21 protein-coding genes and 2 pseudogenes are annotated in these 19,599 nt (G+C 61.2%); 20 read left to right on the top strand and 3 right to left on the bottom strand.

All coding sequences use genetic code 11. The features are described from left to right. Positions 1-31 precede the first annotated feature (31 nt). From GR197_RS03940 to GR197_RS03865, 17 genes and pseudogenes are all read left to right on the top strand, one after another. Positions 32-438: pseudogene (locus GR197_RS03940) on the top strand (DUF1217 domain-containing protein); the annotation flags it as partial. 258 nt (positions 439-696) lie between these two features. Further along, entirely contained in the window at positions 697-1,689 is a 993-nt protein-coding gene (locus tag GR197_RS03935) for an LLM class flavin-dependent oxidoreductase (RefSeq protein WP_164006771.1), read from the top strand. 23 nt (positions 1,690-1,712) lie between these two features. Further along, positions 1,713-3,062, top strand: coding sequence for an LLM class flavin-dependent oxidoreductase (locus GR197_RS03930; protein WP_164006769.1), 1,350 nt, complete (start codon positions 1,713-1,715; stop codon positions 3,060-3,062). 17 nt (positions 3,063-3,079) lie between these two features. Continuing rightward, positions 3,080-4,279, top strand: a complete 1,200-nt coding sequence (locus tag GR197_RS03925) for a M20 aminoacylase family protein (RefSeq protein WP_164006767.1) — start codon at positions 3,080-3,082, stop codon at positions 4,277-4,279. 8 nt (positions 4,280-4,287) lie between these two features. Further along, a complete protein-coding gene (locus GR197_RS03920) occupies positions 4,288-4,839 on the top strand; it encodes a GNAT family N-acetyltransferase (protein WP_164006765.1) in 552 nt (183 codons plus the stop codon). A gap of 38 nt (positions 4,840-4,877) precedes the next feature. Continuing rightward, positions 4,878-6,656, top strand: coding sequence for an amino acid ABC transporter permease/ATP-binding protein (locus tag GR197_RS32600; RefSeq protein WP_164006763.1), 1,779 nt, complete (start codon positions 4,878-4,880; stop codon positions 6,654-6,656). Positions 6,657-6,748: 92 nt separating this feature from the next. Then, complete coding sequence (locus tag GR197_RS03910) at positions 6,749-7,693, top strand: ABC transporter substrate-binding protein (RefSeq protein WP_164006761.1); 945 nt, start codon at positions 6,749-6,751, stop codon at positions 7,691-7,693. 63 nt (positions 7,694-7,756) lie between these two features. Next, complete coding sequence (locus tag GR197_RS03905) at positions 7,757-8,692, top strand: ABC transporter substrate-binding protein (RefSeq protein ID WP_164006759.1); 936 nt, start codon at positions 7,757-7,759, stop codon at positions 8,690-8,692. Between the two features lie 30 nt (positions 8,693-8,722). Beyond that, positions 8,723-9,756, top strand: a pseudogene (locus GR197_RS03900) (LLM class flavin-dependent oxidoreductase). A 65-nt stretch (positions 9,757-9,821) separates the two neighbouring features. Next, positions 9,822-10,418, top strand: a complete 597-nt coding sequence (locus GR197_RS03895; RefSeq protein ID WP_164006756.1) for a DsbA family protein — start codon at positions 9,822-9,824, stop codon at positions 10,416-10,418. A 115-nt stretch (positions 10,419-10,533) separates the two neighbouring features. Next, on the top strand, positions 10,534-11,094 hold the full coding sequence (gene msuE, locus GR197_RS03890; protein WP_164006754.1) for an FMN reductase: 561 nt from the start codon (positions 10,534-10,536) through the stop codon (positions 11,092-11,094). 11 nt (positions 11,095-11,105) lie between these two features. Continuing rightward, complete coding sequence (locus GR197_RS03885; RefSeq protein ID WP_164006753.1) at positions 11,106-11,303, top strand: hypothetical protein; 198 nt, start codon at positions 11,106-11,108, stop codon at positions 11,301-11,303. A 27-nt stretch (positions 11,304-11,330) separates the two neighbouring features. Then, positions 11,331-11,519, top strand: coding sequence for a hypothetical protein (locus GR197_RS03880; RefSeq protein WP_164006751.1), 189 nt, complete (start codon positions 11,331-11,333; stop codon positions 11,517-11,519). A 13-nt stretch (positions 11,520-11,532) separates the two neighbouring features. Further along, positions 11,533-11,685, top strand: a complete 153-nt coding sequence (locus GR197_RS31890; RefSeq protein WP_204330035.1) for a hypothetical protein — start codon at positions 11,533-11,535, stop codon at positions 11,683-11,685. After that, positions 11,682-12,263, top strand: a complete 582-nt coding sequence (locus tag GR197_RS03875; RefSeq protein WP_164006749.1) for an RBBP9/YdeN family alpha/beta hydrolase — start codon at positions 11,682-11,684, stop codon at positions 12,261-12,263. Before GR197_RS31890 ends, GR197_RS03875 begins: the two co-directional genes overlap by 4 nt. An 11-nt stretch (positions 12,264-12,274) precedes the next feature. Further along, a complete protein-coding gene (locus GR197_RS03870) occupies positions 12,275-12,583 on the top strand; it encodes a hypothetical protein (RefSeq protein WP_164006747.1) in 309 nt (102 codons plus the stop codon). A 3-nt stretch (positions 12,584-12,586) separates the two neighbouring features. After that, positions 12,587-13,357: a gamma-glutamylcyclotransferase gene (locus tag GR197_RS03865; protein ID WP_164006745.1), complete on the top strand. Its 771-nt coding sequence runs from the start codon at positions 12,587-12,589 to the stop codon at positions 13,355-13,357. A 57-nt stretch (positions 13,358-13,414) separates the two neighbouring features. Here the strand turns inward: GR197_RS03865 and GR197_RS03860 are convergent, their stop codons facing one another. Genes GR197_RS03860 through tauA form a run of 3 tightly spaced genes read right to left on the bottom strand, consistent with a single transcriptional unit; the run spans position 13,415 to position 16,125 of the window. Continuing rightward, positions 13,415-14,269: an ABC transporter permease subunit gene (locus GR197_RS03860; protein WP_164006743.1), complete on the bottom strand. Its 855-nt coding sequence runs from the start codon at positions 14,267-14,269 to the stop codon at positions 13,415-13,417. Further along, positions 14,266-15,054, bottom strand: a complete 789-nt coding sequence (locus GR197_RS03855; protein ID WP_164006740.1) for a taurine ABC transporter ATP-binding protein — start codon at positions 15,052-15,054, stop codon at positions 14,266-14,268. The genes GR197_RS03860 and GR197_RS03855 overlap by 4 nt, the downstream gene beginning before the upstream one ends. 57 nt (positions 15,055-15,111) lie before the next feature. Then, positions 15,112-16,125, bottom strand: a complete 1,014-nt coding sequence (gene tauA / locus GR197_RS03850; RefSeq protein WP_164006738.1) for a taurine ABC transporter substrate-binding protein — start codon at positions 16,123-16,125, stop codon at positions 15,112-15,114. A 201-nt stretch (positions 16,126-16,326) separates the two neighbouring features. On the opposite strand from tauA, the gene GR197_RS03845 reads away from it, so the two are divergent. The 3 genes from GR197_RS03845 to GR197_RS03835 all read left to right on the top strand — a co-directional run bounded on the left by GR197_RS03845 (position 16,327) and on the right by GR197_RS03835 (position 19,589). Then, complete coding sequence (locus tag GR197_RS03845) at positions 16,327-17,697, top strand: FAD/NAD(P)-binding protein (RefSeq protein ID WP_164006736.1); 1,371 nt, start codon at positions 16,327-16,329, stop codon at positions 17,695-17,697. A gap of 145 nt (positions 17,698-17,842) precedes the next feature. Beyond that, entirely contained in the window at positions 17,843-18,538 is a 696-nt protein-coding gene (locus tag GR197_RS03840) for a GntR family transcriptional regulator (RefSeq protein WP_164006734.1), read from the top strand. 448 nt (positions 18,539-18,986) lie between these two features. Next, complete coding sequence (locus GR197_RS03835) at positions 18,987-19,589, top strand: amino acid synthesis family protein (RefSeq protein ID WP_097666523.1); 603 nt, start codon at positions 18,987-18,989, stop codon at positions 19,587-19,589. Positions 19,590-19,599: the final 10 nt, after the last annotated feature.

Genomic DNA, 19,599 nt, shown 5'->3' with positions numbered 1-19,599 from the left:
GCGGCGCTGCAGGACTGAGGGCAGCTCCGGTTCCCTGGCGCTCGAAGCCAGGGGACTCGACCCTGACGATGTCACGTCGGACCAATTGGAGAAGATGTATTCTTCCGATCTCGACGACGAAGACAGTTATTTCAATAAGCTGGACGACAATCGTTTCGCCGAACTCGTCGGCTCGTTCAATTTCGATCAGGACGGCAATATTTCCGCCGATCCCACCGGGACGGTGCAGCAGCGCGGCGATGTGCTCGATACCATCGAATCCTATGTCAGGCTGACGCTTGAGGACAATCAAGCCATGTATGGTGTCGCCATACGGGCACCACGTCGACAGCACTTTCGATCCTGACCGGCTCTGCGACGATAAGCTCTGACACGCTGCTTGCGATGGCGCAGCGGCTGAGTGGTCCTTACTCCCCCGGTTCTGCAGCTTGTCCTTGAGTGACCGGATATTCCCAGGGTGCACGCGCTTTGAGGCAGCGGATCGGCTTGACGTGCTCCGACAGCGTCATGCGGCTGCTCCCTTTCGCCCAGAATATAGAACGCCCCAGGCCTGACCTGGAGAGGTTCCGATTTCCATCTCCGGCGCGCCGCTTTTTTCACCAAACCTCTGCGAAAGAGAATGTCATTTCTTATAATGCAGTTTGTCTACTGATTTTATAAATTATACTTTGCAACCAGCGATCGGCTCGTGATGTCATGACCTATCTCCTCAGCCTTCTCGACAAAAGTCCTATCGAACAGGGTTTCACTGCTGCGGATGCGTTGCGGGCGACGGTCAAGATTGCTGCCCGCGCCGAGGAACTCGGCTATCACCGTTTCTGGGTGGCCGAACATCACAACATGTCCAATCTGGCGAGCTCCGCGCCGGAGGCGCTGATCGCTTATCTTCTCGCCAAGACCTCGAAGATCCGGGTCGGCTCCGGCGGGGTGATGCTGCAGCATTACAGCGCCTACAAGGTTGCCGAGACCTTCAATCTTCTGGCATCGCTTGCGCCCGGCCGCGTCGATCTCGGTGTCGGCAAGGCGCCGGGCGGGTTTCCGTTGTCGACGCGCGCCCTGCAGCTTGCCGTCGATCCGTCCAGAAAGCCGGATTTTGCAAGCCAGCTTTCCGATCTCAACACCTATCTCGCCGCCGACCCGAATTATAACGGTGCGCAGGCGACCCCTTTCCCGCCGACGGCGCCCGATCGTTTCTTGCTCGGGGCCAGCGTCGAAAGCGCCGAACTGGCGGCCGAGAAGGGCTGGGAGCTGGTCTTTGCCGGTCACCTGAACGGCGATCCTGACAATCTGCGCAAGACCTTCGAGGCCTATGAGCGGGCATCCGGCGGCAAACGGCCGATCCTGGCGCTCGCAGCCTTTGCCGCCGAAAGCGAGGATTATGCCCGCGAGCGCGTCGGCAAGCTGCGCATCGTCAAGGTGTTCCTGCCGAACGGTCAGACCGTCAATGTCGGCAGCGAGGAGCAGGCAGCCGAATTTGCCCGCCAGGCCGGCGTCACCGATTACCGTATCGAGGAGAAGGTGCCGAGCGTGCTGCACGGCACGGCAAAGCAGATCCGCAAGGAATTGGACGAGCTTCACCGTCTCTACGGCGTCAAGGAGTTCGTGCTCGATACGCCGGCGCTTTCGGTCGCCGAGCGCCTGGCCTCCATCGAGCTGCTCGCCGAGGAGCGGCTTTCTCTCGTCGCCTGACCGTTTTCAAGGAGATCGATCCCATGGCTCAGAAACACGTCACGTTCGGCATCATGCTGCAGGGTCCCGGCGGTCACATGAATGCCTGGAAACATCCAGGCGGACCGGCCGATGCCAGCGTCAATTTCGACTTCTTCGTCAACACGGCGCGCAAGGCGGAGGCGGCCGGCATCGCCTTCGCTTTTGTCGCCGACGGGCTCTATATCAACGAGCAATCGATCCCGCATTTCCTCAACCGGTTCGAGCCGATCGCCATTCTTTCGGCGCTGGCGGCATCGACCTCGAAAATCGGCCTCGTCGGTACGGTCTCGACCTCCTACAGCGATCCCTTCACCATCGCCCGGCAGTTCGCTTCGATCGACCTCATCAGCGGAGGACGGGCAGGGTGGAACGCGGTGACCTCGCCGCTTGAGGGTTCGGGGCGCAACTACAGCCGCGAACATCCCGAACATGAGCTGCGCTACGAGATCGCTGAGGACTACATCGATGCGATCAAGGGCCTGTGGGATTCCTGGGACGACGACGCCTTTGTGCGTGACCGCGAGACCGGCGTCTTTGTCGACAAGACCAAGATGCATCGCCTCGACCACAAGGGCCGCTTCTTCCGCGTCGAGGGGCCGCTTAACATCGGCCGCTCGAAGCAGGGTCAACCGGTGGTCTTCCAGGCCGGCGCTTCGGATTCCGGCATCAGGCTTGCCGGCAAACATGCCGATGCCGTTTTCACCAATGGCGGGCCCATCGAGGAGGCGCAGGCCTTCTACCGCCAGCTCAAGGACAGCGTGATTGCGCATGGCCGCCCGGTGGCGGAGGTCGGCATCTATCCCGGCATCGGCCCGATCGTTGGCAAGACGGCCGAGGAAGCGGAAGCCAAGTACCAAGCGATCCGCAACCTTGTCACTATCGAGGAGGCGCTCGCCTATCTCGGCCGCTTCTTCGATCATCACGATTTCGGCGTCTATCCGCTCGACGAGCCGTTCCCCGAACTTGGCGATATCGGCAGAAACAATTTCCGCGCCACCACCGACCGCATCAAGAGAACGGCGCGCGACAAGGGCCTGACGCTTCGCCAGGTCGCGCTTGATTCCGCGACGCCCCGCACCGCCTTCATCGGTACCGCGGAGCATATCGCCGACGAGATCACCCGCTGGGTCGACCATGGCGCTGCCGACGGCTTCATCCTGGGTTTTCCCGTCATCGCCGAGGGTTTTGCCGACTTCGCCGAACACGTCCTGCCGATCCTCACGGAGCGCGGTTATTTCGACCCCGTCCTGAGGGGCGAGACGTTGCGCGACCATCTGGGTCTGCCCTTCCGTGAAAGCCGCTATGCGGCCAGTGCGGATCAGCTCGAGCGCGGAAAGGCCGTCGGCGCCTGAGGCGCTGACGAACCGTCATGAACATCATCGCTCGGAACCCACGCAGCAACGATCCCGTCGAAAAGGGCATCGCCGCCTATCTCGACGAGGTCATCGCGCTTCGCCACGATCTGCATCAATATCCGGAGCTTGCGTTCCAGGAACTCAGAAGCAGCAAGCTTGTGGCATCCCGGCTTTCCTCCTGGGGCTATGAGGTGGCGACGGGCATTGCCGGCACCGGCATCGTCGCCACCTTGAGACGCGGTGACGGCAGGAAGCGGATCGGCATTCGCGCCGACATGGATGCGCTGCCGATCGAGGAGGCGACCGGTCTTGCCTATGCCAGCAGCAATCCCGGCGTCATGCATGCCTGCGGCCATGACGGGCATGTCGCCATCCTGCTGGCGGCTGCCCGCTATCTCGCAGAGAGCGGCAATTTCAGCGGCACGTTGAGGCTGATCTTCCAGCCCGCCGAGGAAATCGGCGCCGGTGCCCGCAAGATGATCGCGGAAGGCCTGTTCGAACGTTTCCCCGTCGATGCGATCTTCGGGCTGCACAACTGGCCGGGTGTGCCGACGGGTCAATTCGGCTTTGTCGCCGGTCCTGCCATGGCCTCGGTCGATCAGGCGGTCGTCAAGATCGTCGGCAAGGGCGGCCATGGCGCGGAACCACACCGTGCCGTCGATCCGGTGCTGGCCTCCGCCTCCTTCATCACCGCCTTACAAAGCGTCGTCTCGCGCAATGTCGATCCGCAGGACATGGCGGTCGCCACCGTCGGATCGATCCATGCCGGCTCCGCTTCGAACGTCATCCCCGAAAGCGTCGAGATGAAGCTCACCATGCGGGCCTTCAGCGAGACGGTTCGCCAGCTGCTGCAGGAGCGCATTCCAGCCCTTGCCCGCGCCCAGGCTGAAAGCTTCGGTGCGGTGGCGGATGTGATTTACCGGCTCGGTTTTCCGGCCTTGGTCAATCACGCCAAGGAAACCGCCTTTGCCCGTGACGTCGCCTATGACGCACTTGGCCTTGCGGCGATCGAAAAGGATTTCCGGCCGAGGACCGCAAGCGAAGATTTTGCCTTCATGCTGCAGGCCAATCCCGGCAGCTACCTCTTTGTCGGCAATGGCGACAGCGCGCCTCTCCACAGCGCCCACTACAATTTCAACGACGCGATCATTGCACCGGCCTCCCGCTACTGGGTGCGGCTGACTGAGACCTTCCTCACTGATGACAACGGGTGACGAACGATATGAGCGATACGTTTCTCTATACCAGCCCTCTCGATCCCCGTGCCCAGCCGCTGATCGATGAGTTGATCCACGAATATGACAGCCGCTACGGCACCTATTTCAACGCCGAAGGTGCTGCAGCAGAGCTCAACCGTTATCCTCCCGAAGCCTTTGCGCCGCCTCACGGCAATTTTCTGTTGCTGATCCGCAATGGCGAAACCATCGGCGGCGGCGCCTTCAAGCAGTATGACGCGCGCACGGCCGAGTTCAAACGCATCTGGACGCGCTCCGACCTGCGCCGCCAGGGCCTTGCCCGCAAGGTGCTGGTGGAGCTGGAGGCTCAGGCCGCCCGCCAGGGTTATGCTCGCATTTACCTCACGACCGGTTTCCGACAGCCGGAGGCCGTCGGCCTTTATCTGAATGACGGCTACACCGCTCTCTTCGACACCTCAGCCGATCCCGAGATCTACAAGAGCCTGCCCTTCGAGAAGGATATCCGCCATCTGGCTCAGCCTGCGCTGGAGGAGGTGGCGGCCGAACCGCGTCTGCGCGTGGCCGGCGCACATCACTGAAAACGGCACAGACCGACAATCCATAAAAGGGAAGCACAATGGCACTGACGACGGATTTTGCCGGCATCGCGCCCGGCAGCAGGACGCTGGATTCGAAACCGGATCATTCCCGTTACCGCATCGTGCCGGCGCGCCATCCCGGCCGTCTGGCCGGCACGATCTTTGCCGCCATCGTCATCCTTGCCGTGCTCTATTCCACCTTCACCAATCCGCGCTGGGGTTGGGACGTCTTTGCCGAATGGTTCTTCGCCGAGCCGGTGCTCGTCGGCCTCGGCAGGACCTTGCTTTTGACCGTGCTTGCCGCGATATCAGGTTCCATTCTCGGAACGGCTCTGGCGCTTGCCCGGGTCTCCAGGTCGCCGCTACTGTCAGGCCTTTCCTGGGGCTATATCTGGCTGCTGCGGTCGATCCCCATGATCGTGCTGCTGCTGATCTTGAACAATCTCGGCTATCTCTACGAAACGATCAGGATCGGCATTCCCTTCACCGGCACGGTCTTCATCGACTATCCCACGGTGCAACTGCTGACGCCCTTTGCCGCCGCCTTCGTCGGCCTCACGCTCAACCAGTCAGCCTTCTTCGCCGAGATCGTCCGCGGCGGCATTCTTTCGGTGGATCACGGGCAGCTGGAGGCCGCAGCCGCACTCGGCCTGCCGCGCCGCCGCCAAGCCTTCCGCATCGTACTGCCGCAGGCCATGCGCTCGATCCTGCCGACCGGCTTCAACGAACTCATCGGATTGGCGAAGAGCACCTCGATGGTCTACGTGCTGGCGCTGCCGGAACTCTTCTACACGGTGCAGGTGATCTATCGCCGCAATCTCGAAGTCATTCCGCTGCTGATGGTCGCGACCGTCTGGTATCTGATCATCATGACGGTGCTGTCGATCGCTCAGCACTATATCGAGCGTTATTTCTCCAAAGGCGCCGTGCGCAATCCGACGCCGCTCCCTTTCCAGGCATTTTTCGAGCGCTTCCGCCGGCCGCTCCCTGTGCTGGAGACAGCGACCGATACTGTGCGGAAGGTCGGCTTCCGGGATGCGGCAGCTTTGCGGGCCGCAGGCGGTGCGGTGCGCATCCAAGGTATCTCGAAGAGTTTCGGCTCCCTGAAGGTGCTCGATAAGGTCGAGCTCAGCCTGCCGGCCGGCAGCGTGACCGCCATCCTTGGCCCGTCCGGCTCCGGCAAGTCGACGCTTCTGCGGGCCATCAACCATCTGGAGCGCGTCGACGAGGGCTTCATCTCCGTCGACGGCGATTTCGTCGGCTACAGCAGGAAGGGCGACACGCTCTACGAGCTCAAGGAAAAAGAGGTCCTGCAGCGCCGAGCCGATATCGGCATGGTCTTCCAGAGCTTCAATCTCTTCCCGCATCTGACCGTGCTCGAAAACCTCATCGAGGCGCCCATCCAGGTTCGCGGTGTCGGCCGCGAGGATGCCGTGCAGCTGGCGCAGGAGCTGCTGGCCCGCATCGGCCTCAGCGACAAGATCAACGCCTATCCGCGCCAGCTCTCCGGCGGGCAGCAGCAGCGTGTGGCGATCGTCCGTGCGCTGGCGCTCCGTCCCAAGGTGCTGCTCTTCGATGAGCCGACTTCCGCACTCGATCCGGAGCTGGTCGGCGAAGTGCTCGACGTCATCAAGGAACTGGCCCGCACCGGCACGACACTCGTCATCGTCACCCATGAGGTCGGCTTTGCCCGCGAAGTCGCCGACACCGTCGTCTTTATGGAAAGCGGCCGTATTCTGGAGGCTGGTCCGCCGGCCCGGATTTTCACGCAGGCGGAGCATCCCCGAACACGCGAATTCCTTGCCAAGGTTCTCTAGCGCCGGACAGTGCTGGTGAAATGCCGGGCCGCGACGGGCTGCTCTGGTCGAATGATAATAATTACAACCCAAAGATGAGATGGAGAAGGGGCATGGCATTTACAGATAGAGTAAGGCTTCTGATAGCGGGAGCCGTCACCATTGGTGCGATTGGTTTCGGGTACGCTCAGGCGCAGCAGAAATTCGATCTCAGCCCCGAGCAGCCGAACCGGCTGCGGGTGGAGAAGAACGAGAAGAGCATTGACGAGGTCAAGGGGTTCAAGTTCGTCGAAAACGGCCTCTTTACCGTCGGCATCAGCTCGAGCGGCAATCTGCCGCTGCATGACTATGCGTCTGATTCCAGAACGGTCATCGGTTACGACGTCGATCTGGCGCAAGCCATTGCCGACAGCCTCGGTCTGAAGCTCAATCTGGTTTCCGTTGCCTGGGCCGACTGGCCTCTGGGACTGACGTCGGGCAAGTTCGACGCGGTGATCTCGAACGTCACAGTCACGGAAGAGCGCAAGCAGAAATTCGATTTCTCGACCTACCGCAAGGATGAACTCGGCTTCTACGTCAAGGCCGACAGCCCGATCAGGGCGCTCAAGCAGCCGAAAGATATCGCCGGCCTGAAGGTCATCACCGATGCCGGCACCAACCAGGAGAAGATCCTGCTGGAATGGGATCGCGAGAACGTCGCGGCTGGCCTGAAGCCGATCGAGGTGCAATATTATGATGACGACGCGGTCAAGGATCTCGCCGTCCAGTCCGGCAGAGCCGACGCCGTCTTCAGCGTCAACGCGACGCAAGCCTATTCGGCAGGAATCAATGGCAAGACCAAGCTCGTCGGCACCGTCAGCGGCGGTTGGCCGATCACCGCCGAGATTGCGGTCACCACCCGCAAAGGCAGCGGTCTGGCGGCTCCCTTGACCGATGTTGTCAACGACCTGATCGCCAGCGGCGCCTATCGGAAGATTCTCGATGCATGGAATCTCGGTCCTGAGGCGATCGACAAGGCGCAGACCAACCCGCCCGGCCTGCCGAAGAGCGGCTCCTGACCTTATCCGGCCGGCAGCATTCCTGCCGGCCATTCCTGCCTGTCAATTTGGAGATTGAAGACGATGATTGCCTTTCCGGCATTGCGGACCCTGCTGATCGCCGCCATGGCGTCCGGCCTTTCCTTCGGCGCAACCCGTGCGGCCGACGATTTCGACCTGAGTCCGCAGCAGCCGGGCAGACTGCATGCCACCAGGAACGACGCGGCGATCGCTGCGATCCCCAAAGAGTTCAAATTTGTCACGCCAGGCAAGTTCACCATCGCCGTCAGCCCCGGCGGTCCTCCGCTTGCTACCTATGCCACCGATGCCAAGACCGTGGTCGGGGCGGATCCGGACTATGCCCACGCCATCGCCGACAGCCTCGGCCTGACGCTGGAGATTGTGCCCGTCGCCTGGATCGACTGGCCGCTCGGCCTTGCTTCCGGCAAGTATGATGCCGTCATCTCCAATGTCGGGGTCACCGAACAGCGCAAGGAGAAGTTCGATTTCTCCACCTACCGTCAGGGCCTGCACGGTATCTTCGTGAAATCCGATAGCCCTATCACCTCAATCAAGCAGCCGAAGGATGCGGCCGGTCTGAGGATCATCGTCGGGGCCGGAACCAATCAGGAGCGCATCCTGGTGAAGTGGAGCGACGAGGATGTCGCCGCCGGCCTGAAGCCGATCGAGCTGCAATATTACGACGACGAGGCGGCAAGCCTCCTCGCGCTCCGTTCAGGTCGGGCCGATGTCATCGTCCAGCCGCATGCGCAGCTCGTCTTCATCGCGGCGCGCGACAAAAATATTAAGCGCGTCGGCACGCTGAGCGCCGGCTGGCCCGATCGCTCCGACGTTGCGATCACCACCCGCAAGGGAAGCGGGCTCGCCGATGCGCTGACCGTCGCCACCAACGGCCTGATCAAGGACGGCAGCTACGCGAAGATCCTCGATCACTGGCATCTGTCCGAGGAAGCCCTGCCGGCATCCGAGACCAATCCACCCGGCCTGCCGAAATACTGATTATCGCCTGGCACGAATGGAAGGGGCAACATGAGCGGCCGCAACATATCGATCAGCCATATCGGCTTTCTCACACCCGGCAACTATCCCGACGACGATCCATTGTCGGGATTGGAGCAAACGCTCCAGCAATTGCAATATAGCGAGGCGCTGGGCTTTGACAGCGCCTGGGTCCGCCAGCGCCATCTTGAGCCGGGCATCTCTTCGGCCAGCGCCTTCCTGGCGGCGGCAACGCAGCGAACCAGCCGTATCGAATTCGGAACCGCGGTCATCCCGATCGGCTATGAAGCCCTTACCGGCTGGCCGAAGATCTCGCCACCGTCGATATTCTGTCGCGCGGCCGGCTGAATATCGGCGTCAGCGCCGGCCGGCCGCTGCATGCCGACCTGATTGCCCCGCTCGTGTTCGACGGTGACTGGACGGGTTACGATTTCTCGCATGATCGCGTGCTGCGCTTTGCCGACAATCTGCGTGGCGCCTATCTCGGCGACGAGCTGACTTTCATCAAGACGCCTTTCGGGCAGCAGCGGCCGCGCCTGCAGCCCTATGCCAAGGGCCTGATCGACCGGATCTGGTATGGTGGCGGGTCGCAACGCTCGGCCGAATGGGCCGGCCGCAACGGCTTCAACCTATTGACCGGCAACGTGATAACGAGTGAGGGGACGGACGATTTCTTCGCTGCCCAATCCAGATTGATTGAAACCCATCGCGCTGCTGGAATCGTGCGTCGCGTCGCGCTAGGCCGCGTCATCGTGCCTTTCGACAGCGCCGATAAGGCAACGCGCCGGCGTTACCGCGATTATGCCGAGGGCCGCCATGAACGGACGCTTTCGCCCCAGGGCGAACGGCGGACCCTGTTCGCCCGCGATATCGTCGGCACGTCGGAGGAAATATTGGAGCAGCTTTTCGCCGATCCGATCCTGCCAGAGGTCAGCGAGTTGCGGCTGGAGCTTCCTTACGAGTTCGAGCACGAGGAATATCGTCAGATCCTGCACGACTTCGTGACAAGGATCGCGCCGCAGGTCGGATGGAAAGCACAGCCGGTAATTCGGGCTGCTTCCTGAGGCAAGCCGCGCCGGTCACGCCCTCTTTCGACGTCAGAACAATCATTTACGAGGATCAATCACCAGTGACGAGAACGGTAGAATACTTCTTTTCGATTGGATCGCCCTGGTCCTACATCGGCTTCGATGCCTTCATCGAACTGGCGGCAGAGAATGACGTCGTCATCACGCCCTATCTGACGACTGTGGTCGAGGAAAATGGCGGGATCTTTTCGCGCAACCGTCCGGAGATCCGGCGCGCCTACTGGACGCGGGACCTTAAACGCTGGGCGCGCGTGCGGGAGAAGGAATTGCGGCTCGAACATCGCCCTGAGCTCAGCGATCCGACGCCGGCCTCCCTCTTCGTGATTGCTGCCTATCTCGACGGACAGGACTGGATCGGTGTCGCACGGACTCTGCAGCATGCCTTCTGGAGCGAGGCGAGGGATATCGGCAAGCCCGATGTGCGCGAGGCGATCGTTGTATCAGCGGGTTTCGATGGCGCAGCGCTTCTCCGGCGGCAAGCCGACGACGATGTCCAGAATAAATGGTCGGCAGACCGAGCGCATGCACGCGACAGCGGTGTCTTCGGTTTTCCCACCTATGTCCATGACGGCGAGATTTACTGGGGACAGGACAATCTGCCTTTCCTGGAGCGACATCTTCGCGGCGACCGGCCATAGGTTTGGATCATCAAGACGAATGTTTTTTCAACCGAGCGCCGAAGGAGAGACGCTCATTCCTTTAATCCAGTAATTTTATAGACAATATTTGAAGCAACCATAGAGAGGAAAAACCATGTCAGGTTTCAAACTCGTCGGCATCGCCGGCAGCTTCAACCGTCCATCGAAGACACTGGCACTTGTCCGGCATGTGGCCGACCGCGCGAGCCTCCGATATGGCTTTACGAGCAAGACCTATGATCTGCACGATGTTGGTCCGTCGCTGGGCCGCGCCTTGTGGCGCAAGGAGCTCGACGAGCAAGCCAGGCATGTCGTCGACGAGATCGTCAAGGCCGATGCTTTGATCATCGGCTCGCCGACCTACAAGGGTTCCTATCCCGGCCTGTTCAAACACCTGATCGATCTGATCGACCCCCAGGAACTTCGAGGCAAGCCGGTCATCATCACGGCGACGGGCGGCGGCGACCGGCATGCGTTGATGGTCGAGCATCAGCTTCGACCGCTGTTCGGTTTTTTCATGTCCCATACGCTGCCGACGGCCGTTTATGCGTCCGATCGCGATTTCGCGGATTACGCGGTCTCATCAGAAGCGCTTTCGAGCCGCATCAGCGAAGTGATCGGCGAATTGGCAGCCTTCTTTCCTGAAGCAAGGCCGACGATAGCGGCGGCCGAATAGGGATCGTCGCCATGGTTCGATCTCAGGAGGCCACGATGAACGATGTGGAAAGACCGGGGTCAAGCGAGCAATTGTGGAGCGTCTTCGAATTTGCTCGGCGATATCGCCTCGCCAAACGCGAAGAGAACCGCCTGTTGATGCTTTATGGGCCGACTGCGTCGCTTCGCGATCTTCTCGCCAATGCCCGACGTCATTCGCTGATTTCCTAACCTATCGGTCCCTGACAGGAGGTTCGCATGAAGCTTGATTTCCATTCCTGGCTGCAGCGCACGATCAACCGCCTCCTCGAGCCGAAGGTGCGGGAGCCCGCAAACGCATCCTCCTTGCGGGACAACCAACTATTCTCCCGGGACGAAGAGCGGGACCGGTCGGCACGCGAATACGAACTTCACTACTGGGGCGCGTTGCCCGGACTTTGGTATTGAGAAGGGTGGTGTAATGACAATTGTCGTCGAGACCGGCCTCGGTCGGCACGATACGGGAAGAGAAACGGGCAGCGTCATGTCGCAATTCAGGCATGCGGCCGGGATCTGCACGATCGTCAGTTCCTTCACCTTCCGCTTCGCCCTGGTGATCGGGTTGATCCGATGAGCGACGTCATTATTCTTCCAGGACTTTTCGGCTCGGGTGAAGGGCATTGGCAACAGCATTGGCTGCGGGATCAGCCTGGCAGCCGCTATGTCGCTCAGGACGACTGGGATCACCCGAACCTCGACAACTGGTTGCAGCGATTGGAAAGCACGCTTGAAGAGGTGGGTGAGGCCTATCTGGTTGCCCACAGTCTCGGATGCCTTCTCGCCGCAAGGCTGGCCGGGCGAAGCGCTGCCCGTCGCGTAAAAGGGGCGTTGCTCGTTGCACCATGCGATCTGCCGGTCACGGAAATTCTGCATCCGGGGCATATCGCCTTCGGCGGCATGCCGACGGCGGCTTTGCCATTTCCGAGCATCGTCGTCGGCAGCATGAACGACGCCTACATGACGGTCGATCGGCTGAGCCTTTTCGGCCGGCTGTGGAAGGCCGAAACCAGGAATATCGGCCTTGCCGGCCACATCAATATCGCCAGTGGTTTTGGCCGCTGGCGTACCGGCTATCGGCTGCTGGAAACCTTGAAGGCGCGCGCCGGCGATCGAAGGCGCATCATTTCCGCGCAGCCGGCCTTTGCGATGTGAATGGAAGCGGAATGTCCGACATTGTCGATGAATTCCTGCGCCTCAGCGAAGATCCGAATAGCGACCCTAAAAGCAGGCGCCGGCAAACCATGGAGCGTCTGGTGCAGACGCTGCTCACCATGGCCGATGCAGAAATCGGGCCGGAAGAGGCACAGCATCGCCATTCGATCATCCATTTGACGACGATTATCCGCGACATGACGGGCCGGATCGCCGAGGCCGACGATCCGACATTTGCGGCGATCGTCAGGGAAGCCGCGGTGCTGATCCGCAGCCTGGAGCGGCGCCAGACCGACGCGGCCGGATGTACGGTGCATTGAAACGTGACCGATATCGCGGAGCATAAGCAGGTGACGATCCGGCGAAGCGGGGTTCGGATGTTCGGCCCGACTAGGATGGCTCTTACGGACGAACTGGTGTCGCTCAGCCTCCGCCCTGAGCTCGACCGCGGCCCCGAGCCGCACCGGACACCGCTTACCGAGGCGGAGCTGGAGCTATTCGCCATGCGGCTTCTCGATGAATCCGACGGCGCGCCGCTTTGGGTTTTCGCCTATGGATCATTGATTTGGAAGCCGGACTTCGATGCCGTCGAATGGCAGCGGGGCGCAGCAAGAGGCTGGCATCGGTCCTTCTGCCTGAAGATGACCCGCTGGCGGGGAACGCGAACCCAACCTGGTCTCATGATGGCTCTTGATCGCGGCGGACGGTGCAACGGTATCCTCTTCAGGCTTACCGATGATGATCGCCTTGGCCAGATTCGACGGTTGATCCGCCGTGAGGTCGGCACGATCGAAGATGCCGCGACGGTTCGGTGGATTCCTGTCGAGACCGCACACGGCTTCGTGCGCGCGCTGGTCTTCTGGGCCGGGCCGAAGGGAGAGCGCGTTTCCCGCAAATTGCCGTTGGAGGCGGTGGCGCGCGTGCTTGCCAGGGCCTGCGGACACATGGGCTCCTGCGCCGAATATCTCTATCTGACGGTGAAGCATCTGGAAGAACGCGGCATCCGTGATCGCAATTTGTGGCGGCTTCAGGAGCTCGTCGCAGCCGAACTCCTGTCGATACATGGCTTCAACGGGGTCACGCAAAGTTGTTAATCGCTGCGCGTCTTTTCAGACCCGCGGCGCTTTGACGTTTTGCACTGGCCCATTCCCTCAGAGCTTGCCTTTCCAGGGCACAAGGTAAGTCTCCAGAAAACGAATGGCGGCCGAGAAGGTGAAGGCGCAGATCGCGATGATACCGATGCCGACGAAGACGACGTCGGTTGCCAGGAACTGCGACGCCGACATGATCATGAAACCGATCCCGCGCGTCGAGGCGATCAATTCGGCCGCAACCAGCGTGCCCCAGCCGATGCCAAGCGCAATGCGGATGCCGGTGAGGATCTCCGGCAGCGCGGACGGCAGGACGATATCGATGAAGAGCTGCAGCCGGCTCGCGCCCAGCGAACGGGCGGCATTGACGCGCTCGATCGGCAGCGAACGAACACCCGCCTGAGCCGAGAGGCAGATCGGCGCAAACATCGCCAGCACCAGCAGCGTGATCTTCGACGTCTCGCCGATGCCGAGCCAGATGATCATCAGCGGCAAGTAGGAGAGGGGCGGAAGCGGCCAGTAGAACTCGATCGGCGCGTCGAGCACCCCTTTCGCCCAACGGTTCAGGCCCATCAGCAATCCGAGCGGAATGGCGGCGGAGATGGCGATGAGGGCTGCGACCACGATGCGGAATAGGCTTGCAAAGACATGTTCGGAGAGCGACGCGCCGGCATAACCGTCGCGATAGATGACACCGATCTGAGTCAGCACCTCATCCGGACGCGGCAGGAACAGGTGTGGCACGAGGCCGATCGCCGAGACGAGCCACCACAGCAGCACTATCGCCAAGGCGGTGGCAATGCTGATCACCACCGTCGATTTTTCGCCGGCGCCGAAGCTCGCCATTTTCACCAGCTTGATCTGGCGGTCCTCTCTCTGTGCTGCAACCGGCGATGTTTGGACTATATCGCTCATGCGGCGCTCCTCAAATCTTCGCTGCTATGGAGAATGGCGCGGATCTCGTCGCGCAGCTCGGCAAATTGCGGCGACGCCTTGATCGACCGGGCATCGCCGGTTTCGGCGAAGCGGCGGATGAAGTCGAGATCGAAGCGAGCGACGACGCGCCCCGGCCGAGGCGACATGACCAGGACCTGCGTGCCGAGAAACAGGGCCTCTTCGATCGAATGGGTGATGAAGAAAACCTTCTTTGCCGTCTTGCTCCAGATGGAAACCAGCAGTTCCTGCATCTGCTCGCGGGTCAGGCTGTCAAGCGCACCGAACGGCTCGTCCATCAGCAGGATGTCGGGATTTGTTGCGAGCGCGCGGGCGATGCCGACCCGCTGGCGCATGCCGCCCGACAGCTCGTAGGGAAAGGCGCCGGCGAATTCGGCAAGGCCGACGAGCCGCAGCAGTTCGAGCGCGCGCACTCGCCGCTCCTTGCGGTTGACGCCGGCGAATTTCAGGCCGAGGGCGACGTTGTCGGCCACCGATTTCCAGGGCAGCAGCGCATCTTTCTGAAAGACGACGCCGCGATCGGCGCCCGGCCTTTCGACCGCGCGGCCATCGAGCGTGATCCGGCCATCGGAAAGCGGAAGGAAACCGGCAATCGCGTTGAGAAGGGTTGATTTTCCGCATCCCGAGGCGCCGAGCGCGACGACGAAACCGCGTTCGGGGATATCGAAGGAAACGCGATCGAGCGCGTGGACGGTCCGCCCGTCGCGGGCTGCGAAGAAAACGCTGGCGTGATCGACTTTAAGCATGGTCCGCTCATAAGTTCGATGCCGGCGCGACAACAGTCGCGCCGGCATCGGGGAGGATCAGTTGCTGACGCTGGTAAGCGCGTCTGCGGTGACGAAGGCGCCGTAATTTGCCAGCACGTCGGACACCTTGCCCTGGCCCTTCAGGAACGATGCGGTGTCCTGGAGGATCTTGGCAGCACCCGCCTTTTCGCCGCCGCCGAGCCAGGCATCCGATGCCTGGACCTCGGGCGTCAGCAGCGTCAGGTTCTTCAAGGCCGAGGCCTGCTGCTCGGCCGTTCCGCCGAGAAGTTTGGAGAGCGACTTGGCGTTGTCGCTATCAGGACCCCAGGCGGCTTTGTCCGAGGCGAAGGACGCGTAGTACTTGTTGATGACCGAGGCGAATCCCTTCAGGAATTCCGGATTATCGGTCGCGAACTTCGAGGTGGCGACCCAGGCGGAGAACGTCGGTGCACCCTTGTCCGCCACGTCCTTGGAGGTCACAAGAACCTTGCCGTTCTTCTTGAGTTCGGTCAGCGCCGGATCCCAGACGAAACCGCCATCGATATCGCCGCGATTATAGCTCGCGACGATTTCGGGCTGAGGGATTGCGAAGACCTGCACGTCCTTTTCGGTCAGGCCCAGGGATTTGACGAGCGCCAGCAGCTGGTAGTGGTCGGTGGAAACAGGCGCGGCGGCAAGCTTCTTGCCTTTCAGGTCGTTCAGGCTCTCGATGCCCGAGCCGTTGCGGACCACGAGAGCCTCGTCGATGCCGGAAATGGAGGCGAGGTAGAAGGCCTTGACCTCCAGCCCGCGCGATACTGCAGCCGCAAACGGGCTGGAGCCGACATAACCGACCTGAACGTCGCCCGAGGCGATGGCTGCAAAGATTTCGGCGCCGGAATTGAACCTGCGGAAATCGATATTGTAACCGGTGTCCTTAGCGAATTCGCCGTTGGCGATCGCCGCCGAAGACGGCAGGGCGTCGGTTTGATAGCCGACGACAACCTTCTTGTCCGCCGCTTCAGCAGCAATTGCCGTTGCAAGAGTACCGACGCCGATGGCGATTGCGGCAACCAAATTTCTGAAATTCATCCTAAGCCCCTTTGTTTAAGGGCCAGCCGGCCCCTTGATCTCACCTTTAAAAGGGTAACGGTTGCGGAGGGGCTGGCGGGAGAAATAACAAACTATATTTATAGACTATAGGGATAATTGTTTTCGTGATTCTGCCGCTTGAGCCATCCCCGGGCGGGTGAGCGATAAGAACCGGCGTTTCGCAGCTTCAGGGAGAATGCGTTGATATACGATGTGATCGTGGTCGGTTCCGGTTTTTCAGCGATCGCTGTGACCTGCAATCTCATCGAGCAGCTTCCCGCTTCGGCGAAGATCGCCGTCGTCGGCGACGATCCCGGTTTCGGACGTGGAACGGCATATAGGACGGAGCTCTATCTCCATCGCCTCAATGTGCCGGCAGGCCGCATGAGCCTGCTGCCCCATCATCCCGACGATTTCGTCGACTGGCTGAAAGCCCATGGACGCCAGCTGCAGGCAGGCGATTTCGCCTCGCGCGGCGACTACGGTCTTTATGTCAGGGATACGCTTGCGGGGCTGCTTCGAAAGCGGGACGGCCGTTGCCGGGTTGATTTCATCAAGGCCAAGGCGGCGGGATGCGTGGAACACTATAAGACGACGCTCGCCTTCCAACTCGACAACGGCGACGAGATTGCCGGGAAGAATGTCGTGTTGTGCCTTGGCGTCGGTAATGCCAACCTCCCGGTCGATCCGGCTGGCGTCCCATCATCTCTGCGATCGCGGATCATCGAGAACCCGTGGCGGCTCTCGTGGCTGAGGCGCGTCGCACCGTCCGATGCGGTCTGCATCCTCGGCTCCGGCCTGACGATGATCGACCAGGTTCTGGCACTTCGCGCCCGTGGCCATAAAGGCAGGATCGACGTGCTTTCGCGGCGCGGCTTGGCGCCGCTCGGCCATGCGAGGACGCCGCCGGCGGCTCTGCCGATCGACGTTCACACACTTCCCGCTACGGTCAGCGGTATCTTAAAAGCCTTGCGGGAAAAGAGAAGGGGCGCCGCCGACTGGCGGAGCGTGATGGACGGCCTGAGGCCGGTCACGCAGGCTCTCTGGCAGCGGCTTTCGAGCGAGGAGCGGGCGCGTTTCCTGCGGCATGCGCTTCCCTGGTGGAACATCCACCGTCACCGGGTCGCGCCCGAGGTGTTCGCCGGGTTCGAGAAACTGGTTTTGGAAGGAACCGTTCGCTTCCATGCAGGCTTCCTGAGAACGCTCGACGCCTGGGAAGATGGGCTCGCCGCCGGCTACAGGGTCCGAGCCAAGCGTGAGATCGCCGAGATCAGGGCGGACTGGCTGGTCAACTGCACGGGTATGGAGCGCGCCGGGATCAGCCATTCGCCGCTTTTAAAGGAAATGAGCCGGCTTCAACTGATCGTTCCCGATCCCCTTGGGCTTGACATCCTGGTGGATGCGGCTTCCGAGGTGATGGCTCCGTCTCGGATCTCGCCCGCTCGGCTGTTTGCCGTCGGCGCCTTGACCGCGGGGCAATTCTGGGAGATCACCGCCGTCCCCGATATCCGGGTGCAGGCGAAGGCGGTGGCCGAAGAGATCGTCAGGGCAAGACCCAATTCCGACGTATAGGCTGACGATCTGCAGATCGACACGGTGCTGTTGAATTGCTCGCCGCCGACCGCTACAGTATTCGGTAGGCCATAATACGATTCCTGAATTCGGCTGCCGCACCGGAACTTGAGCGTGCGACGTCAATCCAACACTGAGGTACAGCATGAGCGGTGCTCTGAAGGACGCGACAATCAGGGTAGAGCGTCCTGCGAAGACATTGCGGGAATTGGCGCTCGATAAGGTCCGCGAGGCCATCGTCAACGGATACTTTCGTCCCGGAGACCGCCTTGTCGAGCGCGACCTCTGCGCCCAGCTCGGCGTCAGCCGGACGGTCGTGCGCGAGGTTCTCCGACATCTGGAATCGGAAGGGCTCGTCGCCAATCTGCCGAACAAGGGACCAATCGTCGCCCTGTTGGATATCGAGGAAGCCAAACAGATCTATGAGATCCGTGGTGCGCTCGAAGGCATGGCGGCGCGGCTGTGTGCGGAGCGCGGCAGCCCAGAGATCGTCGCTGCGCTTGAGGAATCCCTGACCGCAATCCGCAACGGCTATCGCGACCAAGATATGGCGGTTGTGCTTGCCAATACCTCTTCCTTCTATCAAACGCTGTTCACCAGGGTCGACAGGCATGTCGCCTGGGGCGTCGTCAACCTCCTCACCGTGCGCATAAACCACCTGCGCTCGATGACGATCAAGACGGAACGGCGCGGCATCGAGGGGCCGATGCAGATGTCGAAAATCATCGATGCCATCCGCCGCGGCGACGGCGAGGGGGCCCAGCGGGCGGCGATGGATCATGTCGCGGCCGCCAGCGCAATTGCCGAAGCGGTGCTGTCCGCGCAGAAGCCTGCCGAATAGGCCGCAGCGCCGCTGCGTTTTTCAAGACGGTCGCCGCCCTACTACTCCAATTGGTTCATCCCTTCGTGTGCATCTGTCTTCACTAAAAGACGGCCAGCATGGCGTTGTCGCATCGACTGCCTCTTGCGTATTCGCAATCACGTTCCGCGGAATTCAAACTTCAAGCTTGACACCCAACTTTGCTCGATGTGATGGTATGCCATAATCCATCATATATAAGGCGGCATCATATGGGCCGGGGTAATATTTGCAGTCTGATGTGTCGCGTCACTGCGGGCCGCCGTCGCGCCTCCCGGCTCTCGACAAAAAACTGAATGAACAAGACGCTTCCGGGCGGTGGCGCGCCACATTGGCGATTTCTCGGACTTTATTGCGTCTTCGCCGAAACCAAGTTGACACTCATGTATTATGGTATACCATAATACTAAATAGAGAGATGAGGTGTTTCATGGCCATTCAAATTCGCAAGACGGGACTGCAGATCGAAACGACGCTGATCGAAGGCGGCAAGGCCGCGGCGGTGCCGCTGAAACTGTTTACCGCCTTCGCGGTCGTGAAGAATCCCTGGGCGGGCCGGGGCTTTGTCGAAGACCTCAAGCCCGAAATCCATGCGGGCGCTCCGGTTCTCGGCGAGTTGCTGACCAAGATGATCATCGATGCGGTCGGTTCCGGCGATGCCGTCGAAGCCTATGGCAAGGCCGCCGTCGTCGGCCTCGACGGTGAGATCGAACATGCCTCCGCGCTGATCCACACGCTGCGCTTCGGCAATTTTTATCGCCATGCCGTCGGCGCCAAATCCTATCTTGCCTTCTGCAATACGCGCGGTCCTGCCAATGCGCCGATCATGATCCCGCTGATGGACAAGAATGACGAAGGCCGCCGCTCGCATTATCTGACCATCCAGACCTCGATCCCCGACGCGCCTGCCGCCGACGAGATCGTCGTGGCGCTCGGTGCCTCGGTGGGTGGGCGTCCTCATCATCGCATTGGCGACCGCTATCAGGATCTGAAAGATCTTGGGCAGGACGTCGCCAATCCCGCGGGCGTTTGAAAGGGAAGGC

It is taken from the genome of Rhizobium phaseoli (assembly GCF_010668805.1).
GTDB lineage: Bacteria > Pseudomonadota > Alphaproteobacteria > Rhizobiales > Rhizobiaceae > Rhizobium > Rhizobium phaseoli_A.
The sequence above is the reverse complement of the archived record's forward strand: the minus strand, read 5'-3'. Positions and strand labels throughout refer to the sequence as shown.